This is a genomic window from Bradyrhizobium sp. BEA-2-5 (assembly GCF_032918025.1).
Lineage (GTDB): Bacteria > Pseudomonadota > Alphaproteobacteria > Rhizobiales > Xanthobacteraceae > Bradyrhizobium > Bradyrhizobium pachyrhizi.
In genome coordinates, this window is the sequence record NZ_CP136629.1 from 1,353,383 (window position 1) to 1,376,611 (window position 23,229).

Below are 23,229 nucleotides of genomic sequence, written 5' to 3' on the forward strand. Positions count from 1 at the left end.
GATGGCCTCGAAATTGAGACAGCTTTACTGTCCTAACTTAGACCTTGCCAAATTTTTGTCTAGCACACAAGCGCGCGGAAGTCCTCGCCCGCATGCTCGGATCGAACGGCTCGGCGGGGATGAGGCGCCCCCGATTCGAAGCAAACACGCCGTGATCTGGCCCAAGGAGCGACCAAGGACCGCCGAATTTGAAACTGAAGTTTTGCCCCGGGCAAGCCGGCAAGAGAGCGGAAACGCTCCAGGGCGGGGCAGACAGGAGTTACGGCGATGAAGTTGTTCACAGGTTCGGTTGCTGCCGCCGCCCTCGCGCTCAGCGCAGCCTCGGCCGAGGCCCAGCTGGCGACGTCCGCCCGGATCGGCAGCCCGCTTCTGGTCAGGGTATCCGACATGGACGGGCCCTATGCCGCCATGCCCGAGGTTCCGCCGCCGCCGCGCTTTGGCCGGGTCCCGAGCCTGTTGCCGCCGGTCGAGGTCTATACCGTGCTGCGCGAGAACGGCTATCTGCCGCTTGGCGCGCCCCGGCAGCGCGGGTTCGTCTACACGATCTCGGTGATCGACCAGGGCGGCGACGACGGCCGGCTGGTGATCGATGCCCGCGACGGCCACATCATCCGCTTCACGCCGGCCTCCCGGCTCGGCAACAATTACGAAGAGGAAATGAGCGCGACCGACGGTCCCGTCGGGCCGATGCCGCGGCCAATCCAGGCCCGGGTGCCGCGCCCGCCGCTCCCGATCCCGCATGTCGCCAGCCGCGTGCCGGTGCCGAAGCGGAACCCGCTGGGGGCCAAGGCCCAGGTTCCGGCGACCCAGGCTCCGGCGGCAGCCCAGGCTCCTGTCCCGGCGGCCCAGGCCGCCGTCCCGCAGGCGGCCACGCCGCAGCCTGCCCAGGCAGCCGCACCCGTGCCGGCCGAGCAGGCCGCAGCCCCAAAGCCGGCCGAGGCCCAGGCTGCGCCGCAAGCCGTCCAGCAAGCCGAGGCTCCGACCGTCGGTCAGGGGGCTCCGCCGCCGGCGCCTGCACCCGCGATCCTGCCGACCCAGGCAATGCCCAAGGTGCAGGGATTGGAGTGACCCGCGTCGCTCTGTAGCCCGGATGGAGCCAACGGGTCGCGCGAACGCGCGCCCGATGACAGGCTCCGCGAAATCCGGGGCGGTCCCGTCGCGGAGAAGGTCCCCCGGATTGCGCTTCGCCCCATCCGGGCTACGAAGGCTTCATCCGGCTACGAAGCCAACAAAAAACGCCCCGGTTTCCCGGGGCGTTTTCGCGATCAGCCAATATCTGCTGACGCGGGTTTGGTGCTTAGGCGGCGACCTTGCCGGCCGAGCCGTCAACGACCTGCGGGGCCTTCTCGCCGCCGCCGATCGGAATGCTGCGCGGCTTCTTCGCCTCCGGAATCTCGCGTACGAGATCGACGTGAAGCAGCCCGTTCTCGAGCGAAGCGTCCTTCACCTGCACGAAGTCGGCAAGCTGGAAGGCACGCTCGAAGGCGCGCGCGGCGATGCCGCGGTAGAGCACTTCGGACTTCGAGTTCTCGTTGGCGACTTTCTCGCCCTTGATCGTCAGCGTGTTTTCCTTCGCGACGATGGAGAGCTCATCCTTGGCGAAGCCGGAGACCGCAACGGTGATGCGGTAGGCGTTCTCGCCGGTGCGCTCGATATTGTACGGGGGGTAACCGGGGCTGCCGTCCGAACTGGCCTGGTCGAGCAGGCTGAAGAGGCGGTCGAAGCCGACGGTGGAACGATAAAACGGGGTGAGGTCGTAGCTACGCATGGTCAAGTCCTCCATTGAGCGACTGTTAGGCAACCCGCCCGCCGATCGGGCCGGGCTTTCGTCTGTGTGCAGCCTGATGTTCCGGTTCCGAAACACTGGTAGCGGCCTGCACGAAAATGATATGGGAGGGGTCACGTTGCGTTCAAGAGGCGGAAACCGCGTCGCATTTTTTGGCGCCGGCGTCCTTGATCTCCACCCTGTCTCACCACTCCGGTCCCCTTCATGACGCTCGTCTCGATTCCCGCCAACCCGGTTCCGGACGACGTTGTCAGTGGCACCATCAAGACATCAGACGGGGCTGAGTTGCGCTTTGCACGCTGGGCGCCGCCGGCGGGCCGCAAGGGCACCGTCTGCGTCTTCACCGGGCGCAGCGAGCAGATCGAGAAATATTTCGAGACCGTGCGCGACCTGCGCGACCGCGGCTTTGCGGTGGCGATGATCGACTGGCGCGGGCAGGGCCATTCCTCGCGCCGCCTGCGCGATCCGCGCAAGGGCTATGTGCGCGACTTCTCCGATTTCGAGATCGACGTTGAGACCTTCGTGCAGCAGGTGGTGCTGCCGGATTGCCCGCCGCCCTTCTTCGCGCTCGCCCATTCCATGGGCGGCACGGTGATGCTGCGAGTGGCGCATGCCGGCAAGCGCTGGTTCGACCGCATGGTGCTGTCGGCCCCGATGATCGACCTGCCGCGCCGCCGCGTGTCGTTCTTCCCGAGCACGCTGCTTCGGATCATGCGGCTGGCCGGGCAGGGCGGCCGCTATGTTCCCGGCGGCAGCGACGAACTGGTCGGCCTCGCGCCCTTCATCGGCAATCCCGTCACCAGCGACCCGGTGCGCCATGCCCGCAACGCGGCGATCCTGGAAGAAGACCCGACGCTCGGCATCGCGGCGCCGACGATCGCCTGGGCCGACACCGCGTTCACCGCGATGCGCACCTTCCGCGGCATGTCGTATCCGTCCGAAATCCGCCAGCCGATCCTGATGCTGGCGGCCTCCAACGACACCGTGGTCTCGACCGCGGCGATCGAGGAGTTTGCCTATCACCTGCGCGCCGGCGCCCATCTCGTGATCGCCGGCTCCAAGCACGAGATCCTGCAGGAGCAGGACCGCTACCGCTCCCAGTTCTGGGCCGCCTTCGACGCCTTCGTCCCGGGCACGCCGCTGTTCAAGTGAGACATGGCGTTTTCGAGCGAAGCGGATACCGGTTCGCGTGAAGAAAACGCGTCCAACAAAAATCTAGTCTAGCGCTGTAGCATCGCGACGATCCGGTCGGGAAAGCGCTTGTCCACGAACAGCGTCCTGACCTCGGCGACGCTGAGATAGCGGTCCTTGCCTTCGCCCTTGCCCATGATGTCGAGCAGCACCGGCCACTCGCCGAGCATCAGGAGCGGATAGTAGCAGTGCAGGATGCCGTAGGACGGCGGATGCTCGTCCTTGGCGCGCTGGAAGTTCGCCGCCATGAAGGTCTTGATCTCGGCGGCCGACAGCCCGCGTTCGACGCTGCCGTCGGGTGCCTTGTAGTCGCTGCCGAAGGTCGCGAGCCGCGCGATTTCGTCCTCATGGACCACCGCGTGCTGGTCGAGGATGCGCGAGCCGGCGCCGTGCTTGTCGAGCGGGCCGTTGCGTAACGCGTCGAGAATGGCGCCCTGGAACAGGCTGCGCAGCTGGCTGAAAGGACCGAGGCCGTTGGCGATCTGCGCCACCATGAAGATCTTCGCCCGCGCGGTGAATCCCTCGAACCCGGTCTTGCCGGTTGCGCGCCCGATGGTGCCGGTCAGTTCAGGCAGCGGCACGATATGGCCGCCGACATAGTTGCCGGCGACGAGCGCCCGCAGGAACGGGCAGGGATTGTCAGGGGAGATCTGCGGGGCGGGCGCCGCGCTTGCAGCCGTATCGGACATCAAACCACATCCTGAAAAGCTTCAGCTTAAAAAGCATCCATTACCGGTGGATGAATTCGCTCAGGAGTCGACGGCGAATTTCGAGGTGGATGCAACCAGAGCGAGTTTGCCGAACGGCAGGCCGGCTTTCAAGAGGCCGTCGCGATAATGCGCGATGTCGGCCGGGTTCTTCCAGTGGAAATTGCGCAAGTGACGCTCGACCGTCAGCTCGGGATGGTTGGCGAGCAGGGCTTCGGCCGCCTGCGCGGCCTCGTCGGCGCGGCCGAGCTGGGCGAGCGCTGCGGTGCGCACCGCAAGGCACTGCAGATGGTTCGGGTTCAGATACAGCCCCTCGCGCGACCACGATAGCGACGCGTCATATTGCCCGAGCAGATAATGGCTGAACGCGTTCAGCGCGGCCCATTGGTAGCGTGGGTCGCTGTTGTCGCGTTGCGCGGCCATCGAGAACAGCTCGATCGCCTCGCGGTGCTCGCCGATGACGAAATGGCAGATGCCGAGCACGCCGCGCGCGCCATTGTCGTAGGGGTTGAGCGCGACCGCGCGCTTGATGGCATCCATCGCGGCTTCGTAATGGCCCTGCATCGCGTGCAGATAGGCCAGCAGCGAAAACGCGAACGAGGAGCGCGGGTCGAGCCGCACGCTGCTCTCGGCCAGGCTGACCGACGAGGCCCACAATTCGCGCGTGCTCGGAATCCAGCCGAACTGGATGCTCTGAATCTGGATCGTGGCCAGATAGGCATGCGCGATCGACAGCGCGGGGTCGAGCTCGATCGCTTCCTTGAACAGCGCGATCGCGGTTTCGCAATCCTCCTTGGTCTGCCGGTAGTAGTGCGACAGCCCCTTGAGGAAACGATCCCACGCCGTCAGCTCGGCGTTCGGCGAGCGCGCCGGTGCCGACGCCTCGGCGCGATAGATCTCCTGGGCGACGGCGGCGGAGAGATTCGCGGTGATCTCGTCCTGCATCGCGAAGAGGTCGCCGATGTCGCGGTCGTAGCGGCCGGTCCAGAGCTGCTCGCCGGTCTCCGGCGCGATCAGCTCGGCGGTGACGCGGATCTTGGCACCGGCGCGCCGCACCGAGCCCTGAATCAGATAGGTGGCATCGATCTCGCGCGCGATCAGGCGGGTGCTCGTGTTCTTGCCCTTGAAGGCGAAGGTCGAGTTGCGGCTCAGCACCCGATAGAAGGATTGCAGCGACAGCGCATGGATCAAGTCCTCGGTGAGGCCGTCGGAGAAATATTCGTCCTGGGCGTCGCTGAGATTGGCGAAGGGCAGCACGCCGACGATCGCGGTGCGATACTGGCCCGGCAGATGCGGACCATCCTCCGGAACCTGCTCCTGGGCATCGGACCCGGCCGGCGCCCAGGTCCAGACATTGACCGGCTCGGCGATGTTCTTGAAGCGGTGCGGGCCGGCGTCAACGAGGGTGACGGCAAGCCGCCGTCCCGCTTCAGTGCGGGCCTTGTCCGACACCGCGATGCCGCCGGGCGTTGCGACCGTCTCCAGGCGGACGGCGATGTTGACATCGTCACCGAAGACCTCGTCCTCGTCGGCGATGACGTCGCCCATGTGAATGCCGATCCGGAACTGCATGGCGCGGTCGGCCGGCAGGTGGCGGTTGCGCTCCGCCATCAGCGTCTGCATCGCGATCGCGGCCTCGGTGGCGCCGACGATGGAGGGGAATTCCAGCAGGAAGCCGTCGCCGGTGTTCTTCACGACGCGGCCGCCGTGATTGAGGATGATCGGGTAAATCGCGCTACGGTGCGCCTTGAACGAGGCATGCGTCCCCGCCTCGTCGGCACCCATCATGCGGGAATAGCCGGCGATGTCAGCGCAAAGAATGGCAGCGAGCCGTCTTTCCATGTCTCCTGTGCCCTGGAATGGCCACTTAGCCGAGGTGACCGAATCCGATACTTACAAGACAGGCCGGGTCCGGCGGAAGCCCGGTTTGCAGGCACCTATAATGCATAGTAGCAGAATTGGCATGCGACCAACGGATCGTACAGTCGTTTCTCTACTGAATTCGTGTGTCGCTGGGATGGCGCCGGCTGGCTGATCATCCTTTCCGGGCAGTTACTTGCATAGGTTAACCTCGCTGACATGCTGGGAATTCACGAACTTTGGCTGTTTGTCCTGTCCGGGCTGCTGCTCAACGTCACACCGGGCCCGGATACCGCTTATATCATTGGGCGCACGATTCAGCTCGGATGGCGCGGCGGCGCCGCTGCGGCGATCGGTATCAGCGCCGGCTGCCTGGTCCATGTCGCGGGCGCGGCGATCGGGCTTTCGGCGCTGCTGATGGCCTCGTCGACCGCCTTCTCGATCCTGAAGCTGGTCGGCGCGGCCTATCTCGTCGTGACCGGGCTCCAGATGCTGTTGTCGCGCGCCAAGCCGCTCGCGGAGATCGCCGGGCAGGGCGGCGAGACCTCGATCTCGCGCGTGTTCTGGCAGGGGGCGCTGACCAATATCCTCAACCCCAAGGTCGCGCTGTTCTTCCTGGCCTTCCTGCCGCAATTCGTCGCAGCCGACGCGCCGCACAAGCCGCTCGCCTTCCTGATGCTCGGCCTGATCTTCATCTCGACGGGCACGCTGTGGTGCCTCGGTCTTGCGGCCTTCGCGGCGCGGGCTGCCGGCCGCATCAGGCAATCGGCCGGCGTGATCGCCTGGATCAACCGCTCGCTCGGCGCGCTCTTCATCTATCTCGGCGTCCGCGTCGCGACGCTGGAGGCGCGGTAGCTCTGGCTCCGCCGCTCTAGCCGTGGATCTTGGGCAGCGCGCTGCCGGCGAGATAGAGGCCGAGCAGGATCATCGCGATCAGAAACCAGCGGCGAAACACCTCGGGGTGCATCCGTGTGCGAACCGCCTGGCCGATGAACATGCCGGTGAACGACGCCGCCATCGCGACCGCGCCCGGCAATGCAGTGGCCGCTGTCAGCAGGCCCGATGCCGTCAGGTTGAAGGCGAGCGCCAGCGTCGCCGTCGTGAAGAACACGCCGAGCGCCTGCACCAGCTCGTCTTTTTCCATGCCGATTGCCTGCATGAACGGCATCGAGGGGATCACCTGCACGCCGGTCGAGGCCGAGATCAGCCCGGTGATGACGCCGACGATGCCGCCGATCCATTTTTCGTCGCGCCGCGCGACCTTGAAGCTGAACCGGCTCAGGCCGACGATCGCGTAGATCACCAGCAGCACGCCCAGCACGACGGTGCCGTAGGCCGCGTATGGCCCGGTCAGCGCGCCGGCATTGAGCCAGCATCCGACCACGGTGCCGATCATCAGCGGCCACAGCCGCCTCAGGATGTCGCGCAGATAAGGGCCGACGAAGGTCTGCCAGATGTTGGTGATGATGGCGGGCACGATGACGATGGCGATGGCCCGGCCCGGCGCCATCGTGGTTGCGAGCAGCCCCATCGCGACCGTCGGCAGGCCGAGGCCGAGCGTGCCTTTGACGAAGCCGGCGAGCAGGAAGGCGAAGGCGATGAAGATCAGGAGATGGTCGACCATGGCGGCACATTGACCGATCGAGCCGATCGGCACAATCTGGAGGTTACGGAGTTAGCCTTCGGGTGATCCGAAGGTATGGGGCGGGAAACGTCATGCGGTTCGACCTGATCGACTTGCAATTGTTCATCGCGGTTGCCGATGCGCGCAGTATCACGCAGGGCGCGGCGCGCGCGAATCTTGCGCTGGCTTCCGCCAGCGAGCGGATCAAGGGCCTCGAGGAGGCGCTCGGCGTCGCACTGCTCAAGCGCGGCCGCCGCGGTGTCGAACTGACGGCGGCGGGCGAGAGCCTGCTCGGTCATGCCCGCATCGTGATTCACAATGTCGAGGCGCTGCAAAGCGATCTCGCCGCCTATGCCAGCGGCGTGCGCGCCAACGTGCTGTTGCTGGCCAACACCTCGGGCCTGTCGGAGCATCTGCCGCGGGCGCTCGCGGCCTTCCTGCACGAGCATCCCGATATCAGCGTCGACATCGAAGAGCGCGAGAGCACCGACATCGCGGCGGCGATCACGACGGGCGCCGCCGATCTCGGCTTCGCCGCCGAGCACGCGCTGCCCGACCATATCGAGCGCTTCGTCTTCAGCGAGGACCGCCTGACGCTGGTAGCGTCGCGACGCAGCGATCTCGGCGGCCGCCGCCAGATCGACTTCCAGGAGGTGGTCGGCCGCGATTTCGTCGGCCTCACGGCAACGTCGGCGCTGCAGGTCCATATCTCGCGGCACGCCGCAAAGCTCGGCGCGCGGCTGCGCTTCCGCGCCCGCCTGCGCGGCTTCGACGCGATCTGCCAGATGGTCGGCGCCGATGTCGGCATCGCCGTGATTCCGGAGACCGCGGCGCGGCGCTGCGCGGCATCGATGCCGATCACGACGATAAGGATCCGCGACGCCTGGGCCAACCGCCGGCTGACGATCTGCGCGCGCAGCTTCAAGGCGCTGCCGCGCGCGGCCAAGCAGCTCGTGGATTATCTGCGCGCCGAAGCGCAGCGCTGACGGCTGGCTCATTTCGTCGTCACCACGCCGGCGTCCTAGATCACCTTCGCCCATTTCCTGATGTCGGCGGCGATGAAGTCACGGAAATGCTCCGGCGTGTCGCCGGCCAGCGTCAGACCCTGCTCGGCGAGCTTCTGCTTGACGATCGGATCGGCCATCGCCGCGGTGGCGAGCTGGTTCAGCCGGGCGAGGATCGCGGGCGGCGTGCGTGCGGGCGCGACCATGCCGTACCAGTTCTCGATGATCAGGTCTGGCATGCCGGCCTCGGCGGTGGTCGGCACGTCGGGTGCGATCGGCGCGCGTTCGCGCCCACCGAGCGCGATCGGGCGCAGCGCGCCCGCCTTGATCTGCGGCAGGATCACCGGCAGGTCGAGGAAGGTCATCTGCACCTGCTGACCCAACAGATCGTTCAGCGCCGGCGCAGCGCCGCGATAGGGCACGTGCACGATGTCGATCTTCGCCGTCAGCTTGAACAATTCGCAGGCGAGATGCGGCAGGCTGCCCGGGCCGGAAGAGGCGAAGTTGAGCTTGCCCGGCTGCGCCCTGGCGAGCGCGACCAGCTCGTTCATGTTCTTCGCCGGCACGTTGGCGGCGACCACCAGCATCTCCGGCACTGTCGCGACCAGCGTCACCGGCGCGAGGTCCTTCAGCGTGTCGTAGGCGACCTTTTCCATGCTGGGGCTGATCGCCAGCGCGCCGGCGCTCGCGATCGCCACCGTGTAGCCGTCGGGCGCGGCCTTCGCGACCGCATCGGTGCCGAGCACGCCGCCCTGGCCGGCGCGGTTGTCGACGATGACGGGCTGCCTTGCGAGCTCCGAGATCTTCTGCCCGATCACCCGCGCGATGATGTCGTTCGGCCCGCCGGGCGGGAACGGCACGATCAGCCGGATCGGCTTGGTCGGGAAATCCTGGGCGAAAGCCGTGACGGGCGCGAGAAGCAGGAGAACGGCTGCAAGCAGCCTGCCGCACATCGTCATGTCGCCCATCCCTGACTTTTCTGGTTGCGGTCAGGATGGGCGCAGATCAGACGCCCGGCAACTCAAGAATCAGACCGGGAACTCAGGCGTTCAGCAGCTTCATCGCCTCTTCGTGAACCCGCGCGTCGCCGGCCGCGATGATGCGGCCGCCGCCCTGGGCCGGCTTGCCTTCCCAGGTGGTGACGACGCCGCCGGCGCCGGTCACGATCGGGATCAGCGCCGCGATGTCGTAGGGCTTCAGCTCGGTCTCGATCACGAGATCGACATGACCTGCGGCGAGCATGCAGTAGGAATAGCAGTCGCCGCCATAGCGCGACAGCCGCGCGCCCTGCTCGATGCGGCCGAAGATGGCGCGGTCGTCCGGATTCATCAGCAGCGGGCTCGTGGTGAACACAGTGGCCTCCTTGACCGAGGCGCAGCGCCTAACCGAAAGCCGCCGTTCGCCCGACGGGCCGGAGTAATGCGCCGAGCCGTTGTCGCCGGAGAAGCGCTCGCCGATGAAGGGCTGGTGCATCATGCCGTAGACCGGCGCGCCCTTGTGCAGCAGCGCGATCAGCGTACCCCAGATCGGAAAGCCGCCGATGAAGGATTTCGTGCCGTCGATGGGGTCGAGCACCCAGACATAGTCGGCATTGTCCTGCTCATTGCCGAATTCCTCGCCGACGATGCCGTGCTGAGGGAAATTGGCCCTGATCAACCGCCGCATCACCGCCTCCGCGGCGCGGTCGGCCTCCGTCACGGGGTCGAAATCCTTGGTCTTGCTCTTGTCGTCGATCGACAGCGAGGTGCGGAAGAACGGCAGGATGGTTTCGCCGGAGGTGGTGGCGAGCCGTCCGATGAAGGCGGAGAAGTCGATCACCGTCACGGCATGTCCCTGAACTGCGCAAACGACGCGGTAGAAATCGGATGCGTTCTTGCCTAGCTCAATCCGGCGCGGCGCGCACGATTAACGGAGTGTTATCCAGCCCGATGACGCGGTTCCGGACTTTCGATTTGGCTTCGGATTCGAAAGCGCTCCGGGTCCCGGCCTCGATCACGAAGTTGCGAATTCTGGTATACAAGCTATGCGCAGAGCGCTGGCCGCCCAGGGCTTCCCTTGTAAAGTATTGATCCTACATAAGGAAAGCCGCTCCTGCCGGCCTGTTGCAGTTTCGCCAGACTTTCCAACATTACCCAAGAAATGTTTCGAAAGTTCTTGCGCTTTGTGCGGCGCGGTCGCATATTGTTGCGGTGCGGTAGCGCTTGGCGTTACCGCTGCCCTCCTTGGGCGTTTCCTCCCTAGACTTGGGCCGCTTCTTCATCAGAAGCGGCCCTTTTTTCTTGGCTCATTGCTTCCGCGCGTGAATACGGAATCCAGTTTCGCGTCAGGCCCGGTCGCCAATTGAATTCCAAGTTCACGGCTTCGGTTGGCAACCGCGGTCCCGGCTGAACCGACCGCTACTCCGCGGCCGCCTGGAACGGGCCGAGATCGCCGAACGGGATTTTCGCCAGCGCATCCGCCAGGGTGGCAAAGTCGGAGGCCACTTGCGCAAAGCGTGCGCTCCGCTCGCGCCGCCGCTCGTCCATGTAGATCGCGCGGTTGAGCTCGAGCTGTACCGCGTGCAGGCCGCTTGCGGGATTGCCGTAATGCTCGGTGATGAAGCCCCCGGCATAGGGCTTGTTGCGGCCGATCGAATAGCCGAGGCCGGTCATGGTCTCCTCGACGCGATCTGAAAGCAGCGGCGTGCAGCTCGTGCCGTAGCGGTCGCCGATCACGACGTCGGGCCGGCGCGGCTCATCCCTGCTGACACCGACCGAGGGCATCGAGTGGCAGTCGACCAGCACCACGGTGCCGAACATCTGGTGCACCTTGTTGATCAGCCGGCGCAGCGCGCGGTGATAGGGCTTGTACAGCGTCTCGATCCGCCCGAGCGCATCGTCGACCAGGATGCGGTCGCGGTAGATCTCCTGGCCGTCGCCGACCACGCGCGGAATGGTGCCGAGGCCGCCGGCGACCCGCATCGAGCGGGTATTGGCAAAGCTCGGCAGCCGTCCGCTGAACATGCGGGGGTCGAGCTCATACGGCTCGCGATTGACGTCGACATAGGAGCGGGGAAAGTTGACCCGCACCGTCGGGAAGCCACGATCGCTCAGGCCCGCGATCAGCTCGTCCATGAAGGAGTCTTCGGAGCGCCGCAGCGACACTACGTCGATTCGCGCCGCCTCGAGGAATTCGGCCGGATAGACCGAGCCCGAATGCGGGGAATTGAAGATGATCGGCGCGCGCCAGGCCTGCGGCTCAACGATCTCGAACGGGGGCGACAACTCGCCAGCAAATTCGGTCATTCCCTTGGCGCCGTCCCTTGCGTCCGCCTCGCCCCGCAGCAACTGAGTCTGCCGGAAAAGCGGAGATTTATGGGCACGCATTGTCGGTAATCGCGATCATTCTGCCAAGTGAAAAGAGTGTGGTTTCAGCTGGAACGCGTCTTAAAAGCAGCAAATGCGGCACCCGGTTGATTCGATGTCCGGTTCAGTCCACAAATGGGTGGCGCGCATTTGCCGCTGGCTTGACGCAAATTTCACCCGAAATTTACCGTCTGTCGGGCTTACTGTTCGGACTGCTCCTCAAGCCGGATTCGACGATTCCTGCCATGCCGAAAATACTGCTCGCCGAAGACGACAACGACATGCGCCGTTTCCTGGTCAAGGCGCTGGAAAACGCCGGTTTCCAGGTCTCGTCCCATGACAACGGCATGGCCGCCTATCAGCGGCTGCGGGAAGAGCCGTTCGAGATGCTGCTCACCGACATCGTGATGCCGGAGATGGACGGCATCGAGCTCGCCCGCCGCGCCTCGGAACTCGATCCCGACATCAAGATCATGTTCATCACCGGCTTTGCCGCGGTCGCCCTGAACTCGGATTCGGACGCGCCCAAGAACGCCAAGGTGCTGTCCAAGCCCGTGCACCTGCGCGAATTGGTCAGCGAAGTGAACAAGATGCTGGCGGCCTAATTCGCCAAAAAACCTTCACTTTGTATCCTTGCCTGCCCCGCCGCCGTCCGTTATAGGGACCCGATCCAAATACGCTTTGGGTGCGTAGCTCAGCGGGAGAGCACTACCTTGACATGGTAGGGGTCACAGGTTCGATCCCTGTCGTGCCCACCACGCTTCGCCTTCGGCTTCGCGTGGCACAGCCACGCGGAGACCTTCAGGTCGAAGCGTGTCCGGCCTAGCTTGAACGCAGTGAAAGCGAAGACGGACGACGGCGCCGAAATCCAACGGGCGGAGGCGGGCCAGCGGCCGCGAGCTGCGGCTCGGCAAGCCGTTTCTTGATACCTCCATAAATCTCTCGACCCGAGAAGCGAGGCGACGAAGCAATCCATCGCTCGGCATATGCGACGGGATGGATAGCTTCGCTTCGCTCGCAATGACGGGGTTGGTTTCCGATTCAACCTGTCAAACAGCTTGTCGGTGTCATCACCCGTCGCATGCGGGTGACCCAGTATTCCGGAGACGTCCATGCTTGAGCCGAGAGGCCGCGGCTCCCTCCAGCCGTCGTCCCCGCGAAAGCAGGGACCCATACTCCGCGGCGGATGCTGTTGAAGGGATTCGTCGTTCAGTCATCGCGCAACAATGACCATTCGTGGTTATGGGTCCCTGCTTTCGCAGGGACGACACTGAGTGTGTAGCTCGACCGTTGAGTCATACACCCGCATTCTCGTGACATCGTTTTGTCCGAGCTTGGCCGCCGTTTTGTCCGAGCTTGGCCGCCGCTATGGAGGGCGGTCGGACGGAAGCCGGTAGCGCCACGTTTCGCCGGCGAGAACCCCGCGCTGCCGACGCACAACGGAGGGCCATTCGGAGCGAACCACGCTGAGGACCGCAGCATCGCCGGACGGCTCTTCATCGGCTGCGAAATATGCGCGAAGCCTGCCTTCGCAGCGGAAGCCGAGGTTGGCGTAGAGATCAAGCATATGCCTCAGGCGCCAGTCCAGATGCACCTCGGCCCGCTCGACCACGAGCACCTCGAACGCATACCGCGTCATCAGATGTGCAACGTGACTGACGAGCACGGCCTCATCCAGTCGCCCGATGCTCCAGATTGGAGCGAACGTCGCCCGCTTTTCGTGCCGGTCGATTGCGCCGAACCCGGACACGCCGAGCAGGTCTCCCGATTCAGCGGCCTCGATTGCGAACGCGGCCGCGGTGTCGACCTGGTCCCGTCCCGCCGCCAGGCGCGCGGTATTCGGCCGGTCAGATGTGCCGCGATCGAGCCGCCGCAGCATCGCTGCCTCGCGAAGCTGCTGTGCGCGCGAAGACTCCGGGCCGGTGATCCTGGTCAACAGGATGCGGTCGGTGGCGAAGCTTGGATGGTTGCTCGACGGGTACATGCCGTATTGACGCACCCGATGCGCATGCCGTCAAATGACTGGAACGCCAGTTCTTATGCAAATTGGTCATGCCCCTGAATCCAAGACATGTTGACCTGTTTCGAGAGGTCGTGCGCCACAACGGAATCACGAAGGCCGCCTTGAGCCTTCGGGTGGGGCAGCCTTTCATCAGCCGCGCGATCGCACGTCTCGAGCGCGAGATCGGCTTTGCGTTGTTCGAACGCGGGCGAGGCGGCGTCACGCTGACGCCGGAAGGCGAGATATTCCTGCGCGAGGTCGAAAGAAACCAGGCCGGCCTCGAGTATCTGGCGCGCGCCGCGCGCGGCATTCGCGAGCGCGGCAGCGGGACGCTCAGGATCGCGTGTCTTCCGGCGTTCACCTATTCGTTGATGCCGCAGATCGTCAGCAGCTTCCTGAGGAAGAATCCCGACATCGTCGTATCCGTGGCCGTCCACAGCCCCGAGCGCGTCTGGAGCCTGGTGGCCTCGGGACAATGCGACGTCGGACTGGCGCGGCCGCAGGCGGGGTTTGCCGCGGTCGACGACGAACTCCTCATGACAACGGAGGCGGTCTGCGTCTTGCCCCGCCAGCACCGGTTGCGCTCGAAGCGATCGATCGCAGCGCAAGATCTGCGGGGAGAGTCCATGATCGCAGCTTCCCCGAGCGCACCGCATCGATCCCGCTTTGAGCGCATCCTCGATGAGGCCAAGGTCGAGATCAAGACGGTCGCGGAGATCCAGTACAGCATGCAGCGTTGTGCCCTGGTTGCGCAGGGACTGGGTTTCTCGATCGTCGACCCGATCGTGGCCCGGGATTTTGCAAGCTCCAAGATTGTACTCAAGCCGTTCGTGCCACGACTGGAGATCGCCACCATGTTGCTGCTTCCTTCGCAGCGGCCGCGAAGCCGTCTCGCACTTCAATTCTGCGATCTGCTGCGCGCTGAAACCGCGCAGTACAGGAAGTCCGCGCGCGTGCAGGCTTGAGCAACAACCGCAGGGTTTTCTCTCGCGTTGCGCTAGGCATGATTTCGCGGGACGGCGCGAGCCGCCTGCGACGTAGTGCTCGCCGAAAAAATTCGACGGGCACTCGTGACTTTCGTCATCTCGACGCTCACATGTGAATGCCGCAGCGTGCGCGCGCATGTACGCCGCGCGCGTGTTCGATGCGTATGGGATTGCATTCACGTCGCACGCGGTGGATTGCCGCATGATTGGGCACGAGCGTTCGCAATGCGATCATGCGTGGGATTCTCGATATGACATCTACCGTGCTTAGGTCGCGCCTTTGCAGCGACATGCGTTTCTTCCAGGCGCGGAGATCGAGAAAATTTTCCGAAGACTCTGCGATGATGCGTTGCCCGATCGCATCGCATGAACGCAATTTTGGATTTCTGCACGACGCGCGTTGCCGCCCCTCTGGTTCTCGCGCAGATTGTTCTCTAGATCAATCGAGCCGACCCGTGACGGAGCATCCGAGCCGGACACGGCAATGACGCGACAATGATGAACGCCATGTGCGAGCACGACTGCCAGAGGAACCTGCGTCAACCCTATCGGGAGCGGCCGGCGTAAGCCGTCGATGTCCGATTCCCGAAATGCCTCTTCCTTGTCTCCCCGAAATTCGCCGGTCTGTGAGCGGCCGGCGACGCAACCTTGGGAATGCGCCTCCGTTGAGCCGACGTTCGTCGTTCGCGCCAACGGGGCACGAAAGTACATGCAAGAAGACGACAAGACGCCGGCACACGCAGCGCAGCGCCTGGAACACGTTCCCTTGCCGCGCGAGCCGCGGAACATCAGGGATGTAACCCCCGCGCCGCCGCGGCTGTTCTCGACACGACACTATCCGCCCTCGGAGCAGTTCGAGGTCTGGAAAACGCGGATGGCTTCGCTGGTCGACGTTGCGCCACCGGAAGGTCATAGCCCTGCGCACGGGTTCCTGGTGGAGTACCTGACCTGCAACATGGCCGATGTCGTCTTCACCTCGGGGCGATTCGCCGCGCAATCATTCGCCCGCGTCATCAAACCGTCGCATGGCGCGCCGGTCGACATCTGGTGGCTGTACCGGGTGCGCTCCGGCGAAGCCCGCTTCGAGAGCGCAGAGCGGCGGATTCACGCCGGGCCGGGCGCCATGTTCCTGATCTCGCTCGACGAGGATTTCCGCGGCAGCATCACGGACTATGACGGCCTGGTGCTGGGCTTGCCGCGCAAGTCGTTCGCCGATGTGGCCGATCAGCTCGACGGTGTTTGCAATATTCTGCTCGAAGGCAATCTGATCGAATTGTTGGCCGATTATCTCGACCGGCTCGAAACGCGCATCACCCTGATGTCCGCAGAGGAGTTGAGGCAGGCGGGGCGGGCGACCGCGCAGATGATCGCCGCATGCATCCAGCTCTCTTCGGACCGGCTGGAGCAGGCGCGCGGCGCGGTCGAGTCGGTGCTGTTCGAGCGTGCGCGTCTCTATATAGAGTCGCATCTCGGCGATTTCGATCTGACGCCGGACCGCATCGCGCTGCAATTGCGGATCTCGCGTTCTGCCCTCTACCGTGCATTCGAGAGCGTCGGCGGCGTTGCCGGCTACATCCTGCGTAAGCGGCTGCGCGCGGCACATGCAGAACTTGTCTCGTCCGCCGACAGGCAGGTGCAGCAGATCGCCTATCGCCACGGCTTCAAGCTGGCGTCCGATTTTGCCCGCGCCTTCCGCCGCGAATTCGGTGTCAGCCCGCGCGAGATGCGCGAACGCATGCGCCGTCGATCAACTAAAGGTTGAAAATTCGATAAAACACCTCACGGTGTATCGGCCAATCATTCAACTTGTGAGACGATCTGCGTGATATTTGGACGGCCTGCTGAGTGACGCTGGCAAAATTGTGTCTATCATTTTGCGACATGACGACTCGGGGCACATTGATGGGGCAGTCGAGCGAGCGCTGGGTGGCAAGATGCGCTCGTTGAATTCGACACATCGTTGGCCAGGACGGGACGATGATCGTGCGTACGATCATCGTTATTTTTTCGCGTGTGCGGCCGGCGGGCCCGCGCGTCGGCCCGGTCCATGGCGCGTCGCCTCCGGCGTCTTTTCAAGATGTCGCGAAAGGGGCGCACTATGGCTGTCGCACAAAACTCAACAAGATCGCTGAAGCGTCCGGGCCGCACCGGCTTCGTCCGGAGCTGGGTCGCGTCAAGCGATGCGGGCAGCCATTCGCTGCGGCGCCGGCTGCTGGCCGTGCTGCGGCAGGCGCATCGGACGCTCGGCATGAAGCGGGATCGATTGGGTCTCGGGACGTTGGGGGTCGGCAGGCCGGCGGTCGTCGCGATGCTGGCGATAGCGGGAGTCATGACCCCGCAGGCGGCGTTCGCGCAGGTTGCCATCGGCAACGGGGTTTTGAGCAATCCCGCCAACTGCACCAATCCCACTGCTGCAACTGCAGGCAGCACTGCTATTGGTTGCGGCGCCCATGCTGCCGGCGCCACCTCGACCGCCATTGGCGCTAATACCAATGCGAATGGCCAGAACTCCGTGGCGATCGGCGATTCGAACAGCGCAACCGGCGACGGTTCGATCATCGTGGGCTATTCCAACTCCGTGAATGGCTTGAATGCGATCGGTATGGGTGTGTTTGCGAACGCGACCGGCACCAACGCCCTCGCCATCGGTGGGAACGCGCACTCCACCGGGGACGGATCCTCATCCTTTGGCGTCAACACCACTGCAAATGGCGTGGGTGCCTTGGCGCTGGGCTCGACGGCCAGCGCCTCCGGTGGCGCCTCGATCGCCATTGGATTGTCCTCCGCTGCCTCATCTTCAAACGGTTCGGGCACGGCCATCGGCGTCAGCGCCAAAGCAAACGCCGGAGTCGGCGGCGGGTCTCCAATCGCCATCGGCACGAATGCCAATGCCAGCGGGACCGCGCCTGCCGGCTTCACGTTCGAGGCTGTTGCGCTTGGCACCGGTTCCGCCGCCACGGGGGCTTGGTCGACCAGCGTCGGCCCAAGCGCTTCAGCGACAGGGACAGGAGCCAGCGCCTTCGGAACGTCGGCCAATGCTTCGGCAAATCAGGCCACCGCCATCGGTAACGGGGCGAAAGCCTCCGCGGTCGGCAGCGCATCCCTAGGATACCTTGCCAATGCGAGCGGCGGCAACGCCGCCGCTGTTGGCATCCAGTCGGTCGCGTCAGGTACCAGCTCGCTGGCGGCCGGCAATCTCGCCGCGGCGTCGGCGGATTTCGCTGTTGCCTTGGGCAATCAGGCGCAGGCGCTGAGTACCGGAGGCTCGGTTGCGATCGGATCGGGCGCGGTCGTCAACAGTGCAGCGACGGGCGGCATCGCGATCGGCAACAATGCGGCATCCGCCGGCATCAGTTCGCTCGCGACCGGCGTTGGAGCCAGTGCCGCCGGCACAAGTTCGCTGGCGATCGGCACTGCCTCAAATGCGAGTGCCGCCGCCAGCACTGCGGTTGGCAACACAGCCGTTGCCAGCGGCCAAAACTCCTCCTCATTCGGGTCTGGAGCGCACGCGACAGGAGACAATTCTCTCGCGGCCGGCGTCAGCGCCAGCGCCAGCGGAATCGCCAGTACCGCACTCGGCATCGGCGCCAATGCGTCGGCTACAAGCGCCATCGCCATCGGCAACAATGCCGCGGCCAGTTCCGCCAACGCGGTGGCCTTGGGCACCAATGCGGTGGCCTCCGGCGGTCAGGCCGTGTCGATCGGCGCGAACAACGTCGCCTATGGCAACGGCGCCGTGGCGATCGGCGATCCCAGCTATGCCAGCGGCACCGGCGCCTTCACCGGCGGCGCGAACAACATTGCCAACAGTGACGGCACGGCGAGCGCCACCGCCGCCAACCAGGCCGCCGGCGCCGTCGCGATCGGCAACAACAACAAGGCGATCGGGCAGGGCTCGGTTGCGCTCGGCAATGGCTCGACGGCGGGCGCCGCCGGTCTTGCGGGCAATATCGCACTGGGTAACGGCGCCACGGCGGCGGCAAGCTCCGGCGATGTCGCGCTCGGCTCCGGAAGCGTCACCGCTGCCGCTGTCAACACGCCGAACACGGTGATCAACGGCACCACCTACAGCTTTGCGGGTACGACGGCGACCTCGACGGTCAGCGTCGGGGCGCTCGGCGCCGAGCGCACCATCACCAATGTCGCGGCCGGCCGCATCAGCAACTCCTCGACCGACGCGATCAACGGATCGCAGCTCTGGGCCACCAACCAGGCGGTCGACGGCCTCGCCACCACCGTCAACAACATCAGTACCGGCGGCGGCATCAAATATTTCCACGCCAATTCGACGCTGGCGGATTCCAACGCTGTTGGCACCGACTCGGTTGCGATCGGACCGGTGTCGACCGCGACCGGCAGCGGCTCGGTGTCGATCGGCAACGGCGCCACCGCCGCCAACGCCAACGACATCGCGCTCGGCTCGGGCAGCCAGACCACCACGGCGGTTCAAACCGCCAGCATCGTCATCGGTGGCAACACCTACAGCTTTGCCGGCACTACCCCGACCTCGACGGTCAGCGTCGGCTCGGTCGGCAATGAGCGCACCATCACCAATGTCGCGGCGGGACGGGTCAGCAACGGCTCGACCGATGCGATCAACGGCTCGCAGCTGTTCGCCGCGACGTCCGCGATCGACAGCCTGTCGACCGTCGTCAGCAACGGCCTGACGCATTATTATGGCGTCAATGACGGCGGCACGCAGCAGGCCAACTACAACAACAATGGCGCGACCGGCGTGAACTCGATGGCGGCCGGCGTGGCGGCCTCGGCGACGGCGGCGAATTCTACCGCGCTCGGCTTCAACACCCAGGCCACGGTCGTCGACGGCGTCGCGCTCGGTTCGGGGTCGATCTCCAATCGTGCGCTCGCGCCGGCGTCCGGCACGATCGGCGGCACCATCATCCCCTACAACACCACCGATCTCGCGCTGCTCGGCGCGGTGTCGGTCGGCAATGCGACGAGCTATCGGCAGATCACCAACGTGGCCGACGGCACCCAGGACAGCGACGCCGTCACCGTGCGCCAGCTGACCGGCGCGCTGACCTCGTTCGCGACCACGACGACGAAATACTTCCACGCCAACTCGACGCTCGCCGACTCGCTTGCGGTCGGCAACAATTCGGTCGCGGTGGGCCCCGCGACCGTGGTCAACGGCGACAACGGCATCGGCATGGGCTTTGGCGCAACCGTGGCGCAGACCGCCCCCGGCGGCATCGCGATCGGTCAGAATTCACTGTCTAGCTTCGCCGATTCGATTGCGTTCGGAACCAGCGCGCAGGCGAGCGGCGTCCAGTCGGTGTCGATCGGCGCCGGATCCCAGACCACCAACCCGACCAGCGTTGCGCTCGGTCCGAACGCCAAGGCGACGGCGCAGGCCGGCGACGTCGCGCTCGGTGCCAATTCGACCACACAGGCGGTGGTCGCGACGTCGAGCACCTCGATCGGCGGCACCACCTACAACTTCGCCGGCACGACGCCGACTTCGACCGTCAGTGTCGGCAGCGCCGGTGCGGAGCGTACCATCACCAACGTGGCCGCAGGCCAGATCAGCCAGACCTCGACGGATGCGATCAACGGCTCGCAGCTCTGGGCCACCAATACCTCGCTCGCCGCTCTCTACACCACCGTCAGCAACATCTCGACCGGCGGCGGCGGCGTGAAATATTTCCACGCCAATTCGACCGCTGCGGATTCCATCGCGACCGGCGCCGAGAGCGTCGCGATCGGACCGCAGTCGGTCGCGAGCGGGGCCAACGCGATCTCGATGGGCAACGGTTCTGCGGCGTCGGCCGACAATTCGGTCGCGATCGGCGCCGGTGCCAAGGCGACGGCGGCCAACTCGCTGGCGCTCGGCGCCAACGCCACCACCACGGCCAATCTGAGCGATGCGGCCTATACGCCTGTGGTCGGCAAGAGTGTCGCAGGGGTTGCGACCGGCGAAGTGTCGGTCGGCTCATCCGGCGCCGAACGCCGCGTCACCAACGTTGCCGCGGGCTCGGCGGCGACCGATGCGGTCAATGTCAGCCAGCTCCAGGCGGTTGCGTCGAGCTCGATCCGCTACGACTCCGACGGTTCGGGCGGCACCACCAACAAGCTGACGTTGAACAGCGGCGGTGGCGCGCCGGTGACGATCAGCAACGTGGCGCCGGGCGTTGCCGGCACCGATGCGGTCAACGTCAACCAGCTCAACAGCGCGTTCCAGCAGCTCAACGGCCAGATCGGCGAGGTGCGGCAGGACGCCTGGCGTGCGGCCGCGATCGGCATGGCCGCGGCATCGCTGCGCTATGACGACCGGCCCGGCAAGGTGAGCGCCTCGGCCGGCGGCGGCGTCTGGCGCAGCCAGGGCGCGCTCGCCTTCGGCATCGGCTACACCAGCGAGAACGGCAAGCTGCGCACCAACGCGGCGGCAACCACCGCCGGCGGCGACTGGGGCGTCAGCGCCGGCGTGAGCCTGACGCTCAATTGACCCTGACGGCGACGAGGCGGCTGGCGTGTCTGGCTTTGGCGATCTGGCTCGGGGCGGCGGCGAACGCGGCCGCGCAGGGCGCGCCGCCATCCGCCTACAGCGTGAAGCCCTCGGACGTCGTGGTGCCGGAAGGCGAGACGCCCGGCGAGTTCCGGCGGATGATCCAGCCGTTCAAGAACTGGACCCTGATTTGCGACGAGAGTCTCAAATCGAAGCGCCGCGTCTGCAACGTCACGCAATCGATCGTCAACGCGCAGGGCGCGGTCGCCTTCAACTGGTCGCTGATCGGAACCGCCGACGGCAAACCGCTGATGGCGATGCGGATTCCCGCGGCCGCCGGGGTCGGCGCGCAGATCGAGCTCGCGATGGGCGACAGTCCGGACCGCATCGTCGCGCAGACCGACCGCTGCGATGCCAGTTTCTGCTTCGCCACGGTCGCGATCGGCAACGTGCTGAGGCGGCACATCCGCGCGGCGACGCCGTGCCGCGTGTCCTATCAGCTGCCGCAAGGGCCGATCGTGCTGGAGGCGCCGCTGGACGGACTGTCCGGTGTGCTGGCGAAGCTGAAATGAGACAACGGGCTGCATGCGGATCCGGAAGCCGGAGCGACGCATCGAAGTGCGGGACGAGAGGATGAATACGCCGATGCGACTGAAGACCCCCATCCTGATTTTCACGGCGGTCGTCGTGGCGGCGCTCAGTGCAGCCGGCGTCGTGGGCTATGCCCAGCAGATGCAGCCGGCCCAGTCGCAGCCGATGCCGCTGCAGCCGGCGACGCCCGCGCCGGCCAAAAAGCCCGCCGCCGCCGCGAAGCCGCAGCCGCACAAGCAGCGTCCGCAGGAAGCGCCGACGCCGCCGTCTGCCGCGGCTTCCGTTCCGCCGCAGCAGGCGGGCCAGCAACCGACCGTGTTCGACGAGCACGCGCGGCAGGGCAACATCGTGACCTGCGCCAATCTGTTCGGGACGCTCGGCCGCGGCCTCGCGATGAACTCCAACTACACCGCGCAGTCGCAGTGGGACGCCAAGGCCGGCAATTCGCATTCGGTGCAGTCGCTGGTCGCGCTCGCACCGAACCCGGGCGGCCAAGCCACCCCTGCCGCCAATCAGCAGGCCGCCGGCATTGTGTTTGCCGCGCCGGTTGGATCGTCCTGCGAAGGCAATCTGGTGCGGGTGACGCCGCGGACGGAGAGCTGTTCGACGGTGGCCGCCGAACTCGCCAAGCTCAACGGACAGACCGGCACGCTCGGTGAGCTCGCGACGATGGCGCTGCCGAACGGCGCGCAGGTGGTGCTGATTCCGTTAGGCAACGCCTGCGTCGCGGTGACCGCGCTGCGGGTCGCCGGGTAACGCTGCCGCTCAACCCGGTCGACCCTTGTCGGCCCCTTGCCGGCGCCAGTCAGCCCGGCTGGCGGCGCCGCGCCGGTCTCGGCGATCTCACCAATGACGCCAGCGATGATGCCAGCGCGGATAGCCGCCGCGATAATAGGCGTATGCCGGGCGCACCACGTGGCGATAGCGATAACCGTAATAGGCCGGCCGGTATCCGCTATAATATGTCGTGGTATAGCCGCCTCCCCAACGATACGGCGCAGCGTAATAGCCGTCGTCATAGGCATAGCTGCCGTAGCCGTAATAAGCGGGCGAATAGCCATAACCGTAGCCGTAGCCGGGGTAGCCGTAACCATAGGCATAGCCGGGATAGCCGTAGGCTGACGAGGCGAGACCACCGATGACTGCGCCGGCAATCAGTCCGCCTGCGAGCGCGCCACCCCAACCTCCGTGTCCCCACCGTGCTTCGGCGGGAGCCGGGGCTGCGATGGCGCTCACCCCAAGCGTACCGACGGTTGCAAGAACAAGGCCTGTTTTCCTCATGTGATCCTCCTCGATGATGATTGCCCAGCCGGTCAACGGAGGAGAGTGGCATTGGTTGCGAATGGCCGCACGCCTGCAACGATCCGGGCCTGGCAGCGAGGTGGGCGCAGCAGCTTGCCGTTGACGGCGAAGCAAATGTTCAAAGCCGAACGGAACCTGTTCCGATCCAGCGCCAGTCGCAGCGGACGATGATCCGCGTGAGCTCGCTGACCATCGTCATGACGACGAACGCACACGTCGATTCAAAACGGGAAAGCGTGGCAATCGGTTCCTGAAGCGCGATCAGACGTCGGGCCGCTGGCTCAAGATGAACTCAAGATGAACATGTGGTGTTCCCTTGGCGCGAAATGTCGCGTCGCGGCGGTGTCTAGGAACGGTGCGGGCGGC

At 65.5% G+C, this 23,229-nt stretch carries 19 protein-coding genes and 1 tRNA gene; 11 read left to right on the plus strand and 9 right to left on the minus strand.

Annotated elements, in window-relative coordinates:
- Window positions 1–267 precede the first annotated feature (267 nt).
- The gene (locus RX327_RS06245; protein WP_050385216.1) at window positions 268–1,068 is read left to right on the plus strand and encodes a hypothetical protein; all 801 of its coding nucleotides are present in this window, start codon (window positions 268–270) and stop codon (window positions 1,066–1,068) included.
- A 229-nt stretch (window positions 1,069–1,297) separates the two neighbouring features.
- Here RX327_RS06245 and RX327_RS06250 read toward each other — a convergent pair whose 3' ends face one another.
- Window positions 1,298–1,768 carry an Hsp20 family protein gene (locus tag RX327_RS06250; RefSeq protein ID WP_317249782.1) on the minus strand — a complete coding sequence of 157 codons (471 nt, stop codon included), beginning with the start codon at window positions 1,766–1,768 and terminating at the stop codon, window positions 1,298–1,300.
- A 222-nt stretch (window positions 1,769–1,990) separates the two neighbouring features.
- Here RX327_RS06250 and RX327_RS06255 point away from each other — a divergent pair, with 222 nt between their 5' ends.
- Window positions 1,991–2,938 (plus strand): alpha/beta hydrolase, encoded by a 948-nt coding sequence (locus RX327_RS06255; RefSeq protein ID WP_317249783.1) that lies wholly within the window; start codon window positions 1,991–1,993, stop codon window positions 2,936–2,938.
- A 68-nt stretch (window positions 2,939–3,006) separates the two neighbouring features.
- Here the strand turns inward: RX327_RS06255 and RX327_RS06260 are convergent, their stop codons facing one another.
- Together RX327_RS06260 and RX327_RS06265 are read right to left on the minus strand one after the other, a co-directional pair.
- Window positions 3,007–3,666, minus strand: coding sequence for a hypothetical protein (locus RX327_RS06260; protein ID WP_050385215.1), 660 nt, complete (start codon window positions 3,664–3,666; stop codon window positions 3,007–3,009).
- A 60-nt stretch (window positions 3,667–3,726) separates the two neighbouring features.
- Window positions 3,727–5,526: an adenylate/guanylate cyclase domain-containing protein gene (locus RX327_RS06265; protein ID WP_317249784.1), complete on the minus strand. Its 1,800-nt coding sequence runs from the start codon at window positions 5,524–5,526 to the stop codon at window positions 3,727–3,729.
- Between the two features lie 237 nt (window positions 5,527–5,763).
- Here RX327_RS06265 and RX327_RS06270 point away from each other — a divergent pair, with 237 nt between their 5' ends.
- Entirely contained in the window at window positions 5,764–6,399 is a 636-nt protein-coding gene (locus tag RX327_RS06270) for a LysE family translocator (RefSeq protein ID WP_317249785.1), read from the plus strand.
- A gap of 16 nt (window positions 6,400–6,415) precedes the next feature.
- Here RX327_RS06270 and RX327_RS06275 read toward each other — a convergent pair whose 3' ends face one another.
- The gene (locus tag RX327_RS06275) at window positions 6,416–7,168 is read right to left on the minus strand and encodes a sulfite exporter TauE/SafE family protein (protein WP_317249786.1); all 753 of its coding nucleotides are present in this window, start codon (window positions 7,166–7,168) and stop codon (window positions 6,416–6,418) included.
- 92 nt (window positions 7,169–7,260) lie between these two features.
- Between RX327_RS06275 and RX327_RS06280 the strand changes: the two genes are divergently transcribed.
- A complete protein-coding gene (locus tag RX327_RS06280) occupies window positions 7,261–8,154 on the plus strand; it encodes a LysR family transcriptional regulator (RefSeq protein ID WP_317249787.1) in 894 nt (297 codons plus the stop codon).
- A gap of 35 nt (window positions 8,155–8,189) precedes the next feature.
- Here the strand turns inward: RX327_RS06280 and RX327_RS06285 are convergent, their stop codons facing one another.
- From RX327_RS06285 to RX327_RS06295, 3 genes are all read right to left on the minus strand, one after another.
- Window positions 8,190–9,140: a tripartite tricarboxylate transporter substrate binding protein gene (locus tag RX327_RS06285; RefSeq protein ID WP_317249788.1), complete on the minus strand. Its 951-nt coding sequence runs from the start codon at window positions 9,138–9,140 to the stop codon at window positions 8,190–8,192.
- A gap of 73 nt (window positions 9,141–9,213) precedes the next feature.
- The gene (gene hisN, locus RX327_RS06290) at window positions 9,214–9,996 is read right to left on the minus strand and encodes a histidinol-phosphatase (protein WP_317249789.1); all 783 of its coding nucleotides are present in this window, start codon (window positions 9,994–9,996) and stop codon (window positions 9,214–9,216) included.
- A gap of 572 nt (window positions 9,997–10,568) precedes the next feature.
- Window positions 10,569–11,456 (minus strand): N-formylglutamate amidohydrolase, encoded by an 888-nt coding sequence (locus tag RX327_RS06295; protein WP_317249790.1) that lies wholly within the window; start codon window positions 11,454–11,456, stop codon window positions 10,569–10,571.
- Window positions 11,457–11,761: 305 nt separating this feature from the next.
- On the opposite strand from RX327_RS06295, the gene cpdR reads away from it, so the two are divergent.
- Entirely contained in the window at window positions 11,762–12,121 is a 360-nt protein-coding gene (gene cpdR, locus RX327_RS06300) for a cell cycle two-component system response regulator CpdR (RefSeq protein ID WP_007597092.1), read from the plus strand.
- A 78-nt stretch (window positions 12,122–12,199) separates the two neighbouring features.
- Window positions 12,200–12,274, plus strand: a tRNA-Val gene (locus RX327_RS06305).
- Window positions 12,275–12,882: 608 nt separating this feature from the next.
- Here the strand turns inward: RX327_RS06305 and RX327_RS06310 are convergent.
- Window positions 12,883–13,515 carry a GNAT family N-acetyltransferase gene (locus tag RX327_RS06310; protein ID WP_244482180.1) on the minus strand — a complete coding sequence of 211 codons (633 nt, stop codon included), beginning with the start codon at window positions 13,513–13,515 and terminating at the stop codon, window positions 12,883–12,885.
- 53 nt (window positions 13,516–13,568) lie between these two features.
- Between RX327_RS06310 and RX327_RS06315 the strand changes: the two genes are divergently transcribed.
- From RX327_RS06315 to RX327_RS06335, 5 genes are all read left to right on the plus strand, one after another.
- Entirely contained in the window at window positions 13,569–14,483 is a 915-nt protein-coding gene (locus RX327_RS06315; protein WP_050385211.1) for a LysR substrate-binding domain-containing protein, read from the plus strand.
- A gap of 730 nt (window positions 14,484–15,213) precedes the next feature.
- The gene (locus RX327_RS06320) at window positions 15,214–16,266 is read left to right on the plus strand and encodes a helix-turn-helix domain-containing protein (RefSeq protein WP_050385210.1); all 1,053 of its coding nucleotides are present in this window, start codon (window positions 15,214–15,216) and stop codon (window positions 16,264–16,266) included.
- A gap of 336 nt (window positions 16,267–16,602) precedes the next feature.
- On the plus strand, window positions 16,603–20,970 hold the full coding sequence (locus RX327_RS06325) for a YadA-like family protein (RefSeq protein WP_317249791.1): 4,368 nt from the start codon (window positions 16,603–16,605) through the stop codon (window positions 20,968–20,970).
- On the plus strand, window positions 20,967–21,542 hold the full coding sequence (locus RX327_RS06330) for an invasion associated locus B family protein (protein WP_317249792.1): 576 nt from the start codon (window positions 20,967–20,969) through the stop codon (window positions 21,540–21,542). Before RX327_RS06325 ends, RX327_RS06330 begins: the two co-directional genes overlap by 4 nt.
- Window positions 21,543–21,615: 73 nt before the next feature.
- A complete protein-coding gene (locus RX327_RS06335) occupies window positions 21,616–22,317 on the plus strand; it encodes a hypothetical protein (protein ID WP_152977659.1) in 702 nt (233 codons plus the stop codon).
- A gap of 87 nt (window positions 22,318–22,404) precedes the next feature.
- Here the strand turns inward: RX327_RS06335 and RX327_RS06340 are convergent, their stop codons facing one another.
- On the minus strand, window positions 22,405–22,842 hold the full coding sequence (locus tag RX327_RS06340; protein WP_028332906.1) for a hypothetical protein: 438 nt from the start codon (window positions 22,840–22,842) through the stop codon (window positions 22,405–22,407).
- Window positions 22,843–23,229 lie beyond the last annotated feature (387 nt).

Bases quoted from the DNA above. Each gene is read 5' to 3' on its own strand.
- cpdR (WP_007597092.1), top strand. From the start codon at position 11,762: ATGCCGAAAATACTGCTCGCCGAAGACGACAACGACATGCGCCGTTTC.
- RX327_RS06320 (WP_050385210.1), top strand. From the start codon at position 15,214: ATGCAAGAAGACGACAAGACGCCGGCACACGCAGCGCAGCGCCTGGAA.
- RX327_RS06340 (WP_028332906.1), bottom strand. From the start codon at position 22,842: ATGAGGAAAACAGGCCTTGTTCTTGCAACCGTCGGTACGCTTGGGGTG.
- RX327_RS06270 (WP_317249785.1), top strand. From the start codon at position 5,764: ATGCTGGGAATTCACGAACTTTGGCTGTTTGTCCTGTCCGGGCTGCTG.
- RX327_RS06245 (WP_050385216.1), top strand. From the start codon at position 268: ATGAAGTTGTTCACAGGTTCGGTTGCTGCCGCCGCCCTCGCGCTCAGC.
- RX327_RS06250 (WP_317249782.1), bottom strand. From the start codon at position 1,768: ATGCGTAGCTACGACCTCACCCCGTTTTATCGTTCCACCGTCGGCTTC.
- RX327_RS06335 (WP_152977659.1), top strand. From the start codon at position 21,616: ATGCGACTGAAGACCCCCATCCTGATTTTCACGGCGGTCGTCGTGGCG.
- RX327_RS06255 (WP_317249783.1), top strand. From the start codon at position 1,991: ATGACGCTCGTCTCGATTCCCGCCAACCCGGTTCCGGACGACGTTGTC.
- RX327_RS06315 (WP_050385211.1), top strand. From the start codon at position 13,569: ATGCCCCTGAATCCAAGACATGTTGACCTGTTTCGAGAGGTCGTGCGC.
- RX327_RS06325 (WP_317249791.1), top strand. From the start codon at position 16,603: ATGGCTGTCGCACAAAACTCAACAAGATCGCTGAAGCGTCCGGGCCGC.
- RX327_RS06295 (WP_317249790.1), bottom strand. From the start codon at position 11,456: ATGACCGAATTTGCTGGCGAGTTGTCGCCCCCGTTCGAGATCGTTGAG.
- RX327_RS06285 (WP_317249788.1), bottom strand. From the start codon at position 9,140: ATGGGCGACATGACGATGTGCGGCAGGCTGCTTGCAGCCGTTCTCCTG.
- RX327_RS06260 (WP_050385215.1), bottom strand. From the start codon at position 3,666: ATGTCCGATACGGCTGCAAGCGCGGCGCCCGCCCCGCAGATCTCCCCT.
- RX327_RS06275 (WP_317249786.1), bottom strand. From the start codon at position 7,168: ATGGTCGACCATCTCCTGATCTTCATCGCCTTCGCCTTCCTGCTCGCC.
- RX327_RS06265 (WP_317249784.1), bottom strand. From the start codon at position 5,526: ATGGAAAGACGGCTCGCTGCCATTCTTTGCGCTGACATCGCCGGCTAT.
- RX327_RS06280 (WP_317249787.1), top strand. From the start codon at position 7,261: ATGCGGTTCGACCTGATCGACTTGCAATTGTTCATCGCGGTTGCCGAT.